General features: G+C 42.5%; 8 protein-coding genes. 1 reads left to right on the plus strand and 7 read right to left on the minus strand.

The annotated features are described in order from the left end of the window. Window positions 1-696, minus strand: a 696-nt coding sequence (locus AC1DWN_RS18755; RefSeq protein WP_477560433.1) for a helix-turn-helix transcriptional regulator, incomplete at its 3' end; no start/stop codon positions are given. Window positions 697-748: 52 nt separating this feature from the next. On the opposite strand from AC1DWN_RS18755, the gene AC1DWN_RS18760 reads away from it, so the two are divergent. After that, window positions 749-1,291 carry a dihydrofolate reductase family protein gene (locus AC1DWN_RS18760; protein WP_477560427.1) on the plus strand — a complete coding sequence of 181 codons (543 nt, stop codon included), beginning with the start codon at window positions 749-751 and terminating at the stop codon, window positions 1,289-1,291. Window positions 1,292-1,393: 102 nt separating this feature from the next. Here the strand turns inward: AC1DWN_RS18760 and AC1DWN_RS18765 are convergent, their stop codons facing one another. The 6 genes from AC1DWN_RS18765 to AC1DWN_RS18790 form a co-directional block, all read right to left on the minus strand. Beyond that, window positions 1,394-3,004 carry an alpha-L-fucosidase gene (locus AC1DWN_RS18765; protein WP_477560428.1) on the minus strand — a complete coding sequence of 537 codons (1,611 nt, stop codon included), beginning with the start codon at window positions 3,002-3,004 and terminating at the stop codon, window positions 1,394-1,396. 128 nt (window positions 3,005-3,132) lie between these two features. Then, window positions 3,133-4,887, minus strand: coding sequence for an extracellular solute-binding protein (locus AC1DWN_RS18770; RefSeq protein ID WP_477560429.1), 1,755 nt, complete (start codon window positions 4,885-4,887; stop codon window positions 3,133-3,135). A gap of 77 nt (window positions 4,888-4,964) precedes the next feature. Beyond that, the gene (locus AC1DWN_RS18775) at window positions 4,965-5,846 is read right to left on the minus strand and encodes a carbohydrate ABC transporter permease (RefSeq protein ID WP_477560434.1); all 882 of its coding nucleotides are present in this window, start codon (window positions 5,844-5,846) and stop codon (window positions 4,965-4,967) included. Window positions 5,847-5,888: 42 nt separating this feature from the next. Further along, window positions 5,889-6,797 (minus strand): ABC transporter permease, encoded by a 909-nt coding sequence (locus AC1DWN_RS18780; RefSeq protein WP_477560430.1) that lies wholly within the window; start codon window positions 6,795-6,797, stop codon window positions 5,889-5,891. Between the two features lie 181 nt (window positions 6,798-6,978). Next, window positions 6,979-8,808: a sensor histidine kinase gene (locus AC1DWN_RS18785; protein WP_477560431.1), complete on the minus strand. Its 1,830-nt coding sequence runs from the start codon at window positions 8,806-8,808 to the stop codon at window positions 6,979-6,981. Then, window positions 8,795-10,417 carry a response regulator gene (locus tag AC1DWN_RS18790; RefSeq protein ID WP_477560432.1) on the minus strand — a complete coding sequence of 541 codons (1,623 nt, stop codon included), beginning with the start codon at window positions 10,415-10,417 and terminating at the stop codon, window positions 8,795-8,797. The genes AC1DWN_RS18785 and AC1DWN_RS18790 overlap by 14 nt, the downstream gene beginning before the upstream one ends. Window positions 10,418-10,804 lie beyond the last annotated feature (387 nt).

The raw sequence follows: 10,804 nt of genomic DNA on the forward strand, positions 1-10,804 counted from the left end.
TTGCAGCACCACTTCTACTGTTTCTCTGCTATCCTCCGAATTCAACCACTCTTTTAGGGTCGGTATAGAATCGTCTGTTCGATCAAGTACATCCAACTGCTGCATGCGATCAACCCGATACAATAACACCCTATCAAGCTTTTTAGCAGGCATGTACCAATGACCATTCTCATAATAAATGCCAAGCGGATAGCCTTGTACCTTCTTCGTTCCATTACGCGATGTATATATAAACGCAATCTCACATTTCTCTACTGAAGCCATTAATATCTTCGTCGTTAAGGGCTCCAACTGGACCGAATGATGCTGAAGAAATGTAATATGCTGCCTCATACGAAGGATCATATCTTGCACATCATCGGGCAAACTGGAAAAATAATGCTCTGCAAGATACGCGCGTATCGATCCAAATKGAAAGTCGGGCACTTTTTCCAAATATTCAATCATCATAAATAGCCCTAACGCCTCGTGCTGCGCAAGCTGAAGAGGGGGCAAGATTCTGTTAGGAAGTACACGATAGCCCCCGTTTACCCCCACCTCTGTATACAGAGGAAATCCGCTCTTTTGCAAGTCATCTAAATCCCGCTGAATGGTTCGGACCGATACTTGAAAACGTTCAGCTAGCTCACGGGCAGTAAATTTCTTTCTCGCGTCTAATATTCGCATTATCGCAAGCCTTCGATCATTCATTTTCATTTTTTGTCGTAGTTTCAATGTATCATAAATCTTAGAAGGGAGTGATTTCGATATGAAAAATAATAAAGTAGTGCTTTACATCGCCATGAGCTTGGATGGTTATATCGCAAAGGTCGACGGTTCAGTAGATTGGCTTAATGATGTCGAAGGAGAAGGTGAGGATAGCGGTTACGGCGATTTTTATAAAACAGTGGGTACAGTCGTAATGGGGCGATTCACCTATGAAGAGGTACTCATACTTGCCGATGAGTTTCCTTATGCTGATAAACCGTGCTACATTTTATCTCAATCGGAACAGGCTCCTGCTCCACACGTGGTCTTTACGAATGAGGCTATAAATACTCTTATCCCAAGATTGAAACAGGCGTTGGATGGTGACGTTTGGCTTGTAGGAGGCGGACAGCTTGCAGCAGCTTTTCTGGAAGCCAAAGTGCTGGATGAGCTCCAAATCACCGTCATTCCGAAAGTGCTTGGAGAAGGTATTCCACTATTTCCACAAGGAACTTTACCAAGCACTTTCCGCTTAACCAATATGAAGCAGTACGGGCAAATGGTTTCGCTTAGTTATGAAGTAACAAAAGCCACTCATATTTGAGTGGCTTCACCAATATAATCTCTACGACCATTCTTGATGTATAACTAACGCGTTAAACTTCCATTCTGTCTAATTGCAGTCGTACAATCGGGCTATCGTTTCCTATACTCTCTCCATCCATATATTTCCGAATATCCCATTGTCGGATTGAGAGTGAAGCTCTATTTCTAGTTCGATACTTTGCCCCAAACCTGTAATATTGATCATATATTGCTCTTCATTTTGGGATACGAATTGTGGATAAGAAGAGTTATTCAATAGTAATTTGACTCCCGTTATATAGACACTGCTTTTGCCACCGTCTGCATTCTCTAGATACAATCGATATTGTCCTGCATCGTCTATCAGATCTGCAATACCATACTTTTCGACGCTTTTACGATCTTTTTTATAAATAAATAGCTCAGGACCCCACTCGCCGACTTTTTTCTGACTAGATTCCATTTTAAAATGGCTGAATACATTAGTAGCACCTGTGAAATAGGACGAGAATTCCACAATCTGCGGCTCAGCAACGGATTTGAGCACATTCAATTTTAGCTTTCGCAGTGTGACGGCTCCAAACCGTTCGATTCTTTTGTGTCCTACAGCAGTACCACTACATAATTTAAACCATTCCGTTCCATCAAATCCGAATACTTCATAAGAGCGAATTCGCTCACCGAACTGGATGTCTTCACAAATCACGGCATGATCAATCACTGTGGGCCCGTCAAAATTGATTTCCAATGAGTATCCAGATCCACTAGTCTGACCAAGTACATTCGCAAACCTGCTTCTGATTTCGTCACCGAACTCCTTAGCGCGTATCACATCTGCATCCGGAATTTTCCCAGTTGGATCTGGATTGGCGTTCAATAGAAGAACTGCTCCATTTCCTACAGATCTATAATAGAGCTCTACTAGGTGATCCAAGGATTTTACAGTGTTATCATTAGTTGTATTCCAGAACCAAGTATTCCGAATTCTTGCATCGCATTCCATCGGAATCCATACATCTCCATTAGGATCGCTATGTTGAATTGTTCCCAGACCTTTGGCTGCATCGGAGTCGGATCTCACTGCGTTCCATGCTGGATATGTCGCAATTCCTTCTTCATTGCCAACCCAACGAATGGAGGCATGCTTACTTTGAAAGTAAACCGCATTAGGAACATATTGTTCCAGAATATCGCCGACCTCGATCTCTTGTCCGCCGTCAAACCATACTTCAAAGATGTCGCCGTATTGACTAAGCAATTCCTCTAATTGCGTTCTATAGACCTTATTATACTTTGCTTGCGCTTCCGGTGTATCGCAACGTCCTGCCGTTTGCGCTCCGTTGTATGTATCTTGAGGGCTTAAATAAATGCCAAGCTTCATGCCCTGTTTCTTGCAGGATTCAGAAAGGTCTCGCAGCACATCACCTTTCCCATTGCGCCAGGGTGTGTTTTTAATGCCGTATTCACAAGTATCCGTCTGCCACATGCAAAATCCCCCGACATGCTTAGCTACCATTACAATATACTTAGCACCAAGTGATTGCGCGACAGAAACCCATTGGTCGGTGTCCAGCTCCGACGGATTGATCTGACCCAGCGGAGTTGAAAGATCATCATACTCTTGATCCTGATATACATTGGGTGCCCAGTGGATAAACATTCCAACTTCTGTATTATGCCATTCAATTTGCTGCGGAGATGGTACTGCCAGCTTCACGTTCAAATCGTTCAAATCAATCCCTCTTTCAAATCGTATTTATGCTTTAAGTAAGTAAATCCGGACGAGACTTAGTTGCCTCAGCCCGGATTTATCCATTGATAGAATCACTAGCCTTCATTAGAAAGCTAAATCATACCATCTTACTTCTTTAATACAGCCGTTTTTTCGAGCGCTTCTTTCCAATTTTCATCCCAGAACTTCTTGGATTGTGCGTAATCGATTTTATTCAGACTTTCCAACAGATCCGCCTTGACCTTATTAAATTCTTCTTCATTCTTAGACAAGATAAGCTTCGGCATCGTTGTCTTCACTAGCTCTTCCACTTTAGCGTCGATCCGCTTAATATCGTCTGGTGCAGTTGCAAGTCCGGTTTGAACAGTCGTGTCGTATGCGCCCCATGTGATTTTCCCTTCCTGAACAAGCTTTTCAAGTGCTTCTCCAGGGTAAGTTCCCCCATAATACTCGCTATACGCCTTATCGAGCGGCGTTAATCTTGTTTGGAATACTTTCGGGGAATAAAATAGATTGATCAACCCATTGTCTCCCGGATGAACGACCAGGTCGTCAACACCTTGAAGATTGCCATACTTTCCAACACCCGTTGTATTTCCAAAGCCATCCATCGTCTTGGAGGCTTGTATCGTTTCGTCTGTCATCTCCGGTTTGCCGTCGACCATTGTCCAATGCTCACCTTCAACGCCACTTACCACTAGTCTTGAACCTTCCGGTGTGAAAAGGAAATTTAATAATTCCATTGCGCGTTCTGGATGCTTTGAATTTTTGGAAACGGCCAAATACTTTCCGCTCCAACCTGTCGGAGAAAAACCGCCTTTATAAATCCCTGTTCCCGTAATTGGAATCATTGCATAKCCAGCTTCCGAATTACCTGCTGCAGCCAGCTTCTTGTTTCCTCCGCCAGTCCACCAGTTCGCTATGCTGGACAGCAATTGCAAGTTATCCAATTTGGCGCTATACTGATCCATTTGTTGAGTAAATGATTCCGGATCGAGCAGTCCCATCTGATTGGCCTTGAAGAAGTACTTCATACTGTTCCAGAATGTGCTGTTTTCATCGGTCAACAATTCGTAGGCTTTACCTTCAGCATCCTGCACATATACTCCTGGACCGTTATAGTAACCATCTGCAAATGCATTCTGAATAATAAAAGGCCATAGACCGCCATTATACGCGGATACTCCGTATACCTTCTTGCCATCCTCTGTTTTCGGGTATTTTTTTTGCATTTCAGCCAGTAAGTTCAGGAATTCATCGGTCGAATTGATTTCTGGATAGCCCAGCTCTTTGTACAAATCCCATCTCGTCCAAAATCCAACTGAATATTCATACTGTGGAGCTGCTGCACCTACTTCTTTAGATGTTCCTGTGTGAATAGGTAAAAAATAGAGCTTGTTTTGGCCTTCACTCATATTTTGTCTGAAATATTCAAGCGTCTCAGACATTCCTTTTTCAATATCTTGACCACTCGTTTGCAAATAGTCATCCATATTAATAATTTGATTGCCTTCAATCATTTGTTTGATGTATTTATGATCGACCATCATAATATCAGGCAAATCGCCATCTGCAAGCATCAGCTTCAGCTTGTTCTCATCAAATGCCGCCGTTTCGAGTGTCACGCCCAGACGTTTCTCAATCTCTTTGGCTACCGGATCAGATTGGATTCCGGGAACATCAGCTCCACCTGCACCGAATAATGTCAATTTAACGGGTTCTTTCTTGTTCGAATCAGAATCGTTAGGTTTGTTGCTCTCTGTTGGCTCTTTTGTTGGCTCTTCTTTGTTATTAGCACCGCTACAGGCTGCCAAAGTCCCCACCATTACAAAAACTAATAGCAGCAAAAACATTTTTCGAACAGATTGATTTGCAAAATTCATCTTTGTACCTCCCTTTTTAATTACAAACGTCTGTTTATAATTGAAATGCCGAATACAGCATCAATTACTAGATCAAGCTAACCCTTTACCGCTCCGAGCATAAGGCCTTTGACAAAATACTTCTGCAAGAAAGGGTATACGAATAAAATGGGTATCGTTACAATCATCGTCATCGTCATCCGTACCGCCTGAGGTGTGATTTTCCTCGCAGCTTCTCCCCTGCTCAATTCTTGCATCGTCATATTAGCAATGGATTGTACCTGATTCATATAGTTGTAAAGCACCATCTGCACCGTCTGCAGCTTGGGATCCGACACAAGAAAGAAATTATCCTGCCATGTATTCCACTGACCAACCGCGGCGAACACGGCAATGGTCGCAATAATAGGGAGTGACAGGGGAAAGATGATTTTGGTGAATATCGTAAAGTAGCCTGCGCCGTCGATCATCGCCGATTCTTCCAACGCACCCGGCAGCGATTCGATGAACGTTTTAATCAAGATGACATAAAATCCAACAATCGCACCGGGAATAATGTAGACTAGAAAATTATTTTTCATGCCTAAGCTTTTCATAGTTAAGTACCACGGTATAAGTCCAGCGTTCAAATATAATGTAATAACTACATACCGATAGATAAGCTTACGGAAGGGCAGTTCTCTCTTCGTCACGAGATAGGCGAAGAAGGTACAACTGAAAACCGTAATAACTGTTCCCAGCAATGTTCTTAGAACTGAAATCACAAATGAGGAGTAAATATTCGGCAACTGCAACATCCTCACGTAATTATCTACATTCAAGCCCTTGGGCAGGAACACTAACCCCCCTGACGCTGCAACCGGGTCGCTAATCGAGTAGATGAAGATGTAATAGAACGGATAAATACATGCAAATGTGATCAACGACAGCAAAATATAATTACTAATAGAGAAGCTGATATCCCAAAACCTGGTCTGCATCACTTTCAAATTTTTACATTCCTTTCATGGAGATATTGATTCCTAAATGATGGATTCGCCCCGAACTCGTTTGGAAATGAAATTGACTGTGAACAGCAATATAATGCTGATTATCGTCTTAGAAACTCCAATGGCTGTCGCATAAGCATAATCGTTCGTCGCGATTCCAATTCGGTAGACATAGTAATCAAGTACCTCAATCTTCTCCGCGACAAGCGGATTATGGAATACAAAGTATTGATCAAAACCGTTCGACAGCATGTTACTTATACCAAGCAGTAACAGCACGATATACGTCGGCATCAATCCAGGTACTGTTACACTCATGATCGTTTGAAACCGACCCGCACCGTCCACTTTCGCCGCATCATACAGTTCCTGATCGATTCCTGCAATGGAAGCCAAATAAATGATTGCCCCCCATCCAATTCCTTTCCAGACAGCAACCCCTGTTTGAACAAACCAGACAGCTTCGCGATTACCAAGAATATTCGTCGGTTCGCTAATGAAATTCAGCTTAAGCATGAGCGAATTGAACAATCCTTCGACTGAAAAGATGGAGAAAAACAAAGAGAAAACAATGAACCAACTAATGAAATTGGGCAGTGTCGTTGTCGTCTGCACAAATTTTTTAAACTTACCACTTTTCACTTCCGAGAGAAGAATCGCGAAAATAAGCGGCAAAGGCGATGTTAAAATGCCCAATAAACTCATAGCTAATGTATTTTTCAATACACCTAGCATTTCACCCCCGTCATTAAATGTCAGGGTGAAAAACTTCAAACCGACGAATTCCGACTGACTAAGCGGAATCCCTGGCTTGTAATCAAAAAAGGCGTAAACCCAACCGAACAAGGGAAGGTAGCTAAACAAGAACACGAGCACTAGAAATGGCATCGCCATTAGCAGCAAAGAAAATCTGCTTTTCGATAACATCGGTTTATTTTGCATATTTCTGCTCCATATCGTATAGTGACTTATTTGACTAACATTAGTATACGCGCGGTCAAACCTATACAAAATAAAATAACTTACGAATTCTATCCCTTTTGGCTGTAAAATGAACAAAGAGGGCAGTAAGTTACTGCCCTCCTTTAAAAATGACTGATCAAACTGTTCATTTTCTACGTTTTCATTCCTGACTGAACAACTTGGGGAATCTGACCGTTACCCTTGTACCTTTCCCGCTCAAGCTATCGATTTCCAGTCGGTATTCACTACCGAAGTGAAGCTGAATCCGTTTATTTACATTTTGCAATCCGATTCCAATCGTCTCCTGACCACTATCATCGACTGAATCGTCAAAGCCTAATTTCTCTCTCAGCTGGAGAAGCCTTTGCTCGGTGATTCCACCTCCGTTGTCCGATATGATGAGAATAATCGTGTCATTCCGATCCTCCGCCTCAATTCGTATGATTCCCGTATAGTTTTGTGACTCCATGCCGTGTACGATAGCATTTTCCATAATCGGCTGCAAAATAAAACGCAGCACCTGACACATACTCAGCGATTCTGGAAGCCGCCATTCAACCTCGATCCCCTGACCATATCGCACATTCATTAACTTAATATAGTTATCGATATAATCGATTTCCTCACGGAACGTCCACATCAAATCTATGCGGTTAAATATCGGCTTCAATAAGCTCGACAGTGTCGTCAGACTTTGTGAGATGTTATCGGCTTTTATGACAATGGCCATCCATTTAATTGTATTTAACGTATTGTACAAAAAATGAGGTTGGATTTGTGACTGCAGCATACGAATTTCCAGTTTAGCTTTTTGTTCTTCCGCTTTCCGATTATCGTCAATCAAATCGATCATGCTTTGCGACATCCTGTTAAAGCCTCTAGCCAGCATACCCAGTTCGTTATTTGCCACGTTTTCCATAGTAATTCCCAGATTACCCCGCTCCATTTCCTGCATGGCTTTTCCCAACTGCGATAGCGGCTTTGTAATTTTGCGAATCCAATAATACGATATTAGCAAAGCCGCGATGAGAGTAGTCGTTGAAATACCAATCATCGTGTTGCGCAGTTGCCAAATATCCTTCACAAATTCGCTGATGGGGAGCATTTTGATTACCGTCCAGCCTGTTTCACCCAATTGATAATAAATGACCTGCTTATCTCCGTTAGTAAAGCTCCCGAAGGGGCGATCAATCGGTTCTAGAAGCTCCGCTGGTACCACTTGGCCAAGACGCGTTGCATCAGTATCTGAAATGATTCTGCCTTGCTCATCATATATGAATATTTCACTTCCCGGCTCCCCGGCTAGTTTATTATAAGTGTCGGCCAACACCTGTTGATCGATATTAACGACAAGCGTTCCCGCCTGAGTCATTCTCGTAATGGACTTCACACCGCGCATAGACGTCAACTGGTTGTACCGTTCATCCTCCGGTCGATATACTTCATCATGAAAATATTCCGCTTTCGTAGCACCTTTCCAGATCAATAGGGGGTAGGAATTCTGTGCTTGGCTGTATAGACCGGACGAATAAAACCAGTGCTTATCCAATGCATTTAATATAAACGTTGATGCTTGCCCACTAACGCCGACAACAGTACCACTGCTCGTAAATAAATAAATGGATGAGATATAATCATAGTTTTGCAAAACGATTGACATCCGTTCCATTACTTTATTCGTCAAGTTAACATGCTCACCAGGGGAACTAGAACTTGCTGAAATCGTGTCCAAATACTCTTGAATATCGGAATCGACCAGAAATAGCTTGGATACCTTGTCCGCATCATGACGAGTTACGTCCACGCTGTATTGAATCTGTTGAAACAGCTGCAGCGTCGATTTCTCCGAACGCTTCTGCCAAATATCCAATACACCGAAATAAATCCCAACTGCGCTGGCGATCAGCACAATGACACTCATAATCATGAAAGAAATACTTAGGCTTACTCGCAAGCTTCCACCGTTCAGCTTCAAGCTACTCTTGCTCAACCGGTTCACCGTCTTTCGGCCAATCCACCATCCACTGCTTGCGAAATTCCCTAGGGCTCGTTCCGGTCATTTTTTTGAATGACCGGCTGAAGTAGCTATGATTGACAAAACCGACTTTGTCGGCAACCTCGTAAGTTTTTAAATAAGTGCCGAGTAACATCTCCTTGGCCTTTTCAATGCGATATTGCACCAAATAATCCGCATAGTTCTGCTGCATTTCCTTCTTGAATAAGCTGCTTAAATAATTTGGACTCATCTTGACCACCTCGGCTAATTCCTCCAATGTGATCTCCCGCTCATAATGGATCTCAATAAATTGAAGCACGTCATTGATTTCTCTGCTAACAGGTCGTTTCTGTGCATGGTGCTTGGCTAGTTCGATCAAATACTGCCGGTAAATCTCGATTGTTTCGTCCAGCGTTTCTGCATTCATCGTTCGCTCAGCATATGACGTAAATAGGTCTACCACATTTACTCGAGCCAAATGCAAGGAAGATATCGGCCAAAGCAGCCACTGCATAAATTGCTTCTGTACATCCTGTTTGGTGCCAGCATTGCCCTCTAGTAAAAACAAATGGATCTTGTCCGAAAGCATTTTTTTATAGCTGTCTATGACCTTCCATTCTTCAGGGAGCTTCAGCAGCTTTTCTCTCCATTCCTGACTAATCGGCTCATTTTCGTAGCGTACGGCGAGCACATTCTTTCCAGGTCCATGAAAAAATTTACGTTCCAATGCTCGCACGCTTTGCTGATACTGTTTTTTCATTGCATGATAACCAGTTTGAATATCGCTGATTCCGAAGGATACCGTTACGTTAAAATAGGTCGTCATCACTTTATGTATATGATCAACAATTTTGTACAGGCTTCCTAAAATTTGTTGTTCACTTAGAAGATCATGGAAACTAAAAATGATAATGTAGCGGCTCTCTTCATCGTGGAATACTTCACCGCGCTCATATCCCCGCAAAACCTCATCTAAGGCGTTCAGAAGGGACATCCGGATCAGCTGTCCCTTCTGATCTTGGAACCTATTTCGCAGATGCCAATACTGATCAATTTCCATCACACATACAATCATTCGTACCGGATTTATGTTCAAACGCATATAATCAACCTTGGCGGCAAATTCTTTGTCCGTGTAGCGATTGCAAAATAAATAATCTTTAAACAAATTTTCCTTGACCGCTACGTGCTCCGACTCCGAATGCTGTGGGATTGAGCGTGAGGATTTTTTCATTTCAAGTTGCAACCTGCCTAATAGTCCTTCTATCTGATCAGGAGACATTTCCAGCTTTAAAATGTACTCGCTTACATTGTGTGCCATCGCTTTGCGCACCAAATCAAAATCCTCCATACAGGTCAGAATAATCACTTTCGTCGTCTGATCCGTCTCGCGAATACGCGCGACCAGCTCCATGCCATCCATCACTGGCATTTTGATGTCAGTAATAACGATGTCAGGGGATTCCCTCTTGTATACCTCCCAGGCCTCCTGACCATTGGGCACATCCGCAATAACCGTCATACCAAATTGACTCCAATCAATCGCGTTCTTTAGTCCAACCCTGACAAGCATTTCATCCTCTGCGATTAATACTTTAATCATCCTATCCACCTCCGAACCTATCATGCGAGAATTCATCCCTTGATTTTCCGGCCAACCAGAGTCCAACCCCTCGCTTTTATCTAGCATTATATCCATCACTAATCATATATTCAATATTTTAATAAACATAAACAATATTGGAATAAGCTGAGTTTTGCTGCCAGTATAGATATTGGCTCAACATAACTTAAGGCGRCACTTCATTAAAGTTGTAAGAAAAAAACACAAGGGCACCCTTTTGGGCAATGTCATTTAGTTAAGGCGCAGGTCCAAATATCAAGAAAAAGAGCAGGTTATCGAAAAAGATAGCCCGCTCTTTTTTTGTACGAAAAAGAGAAATAAGACTTGACAAGTAGGTATAAATGTGAGGCGAAGCCCCTTGAAAAA

It is taken from the genome of Paenibacillus sp. P4_A7 (assembly GCF_056402455.1).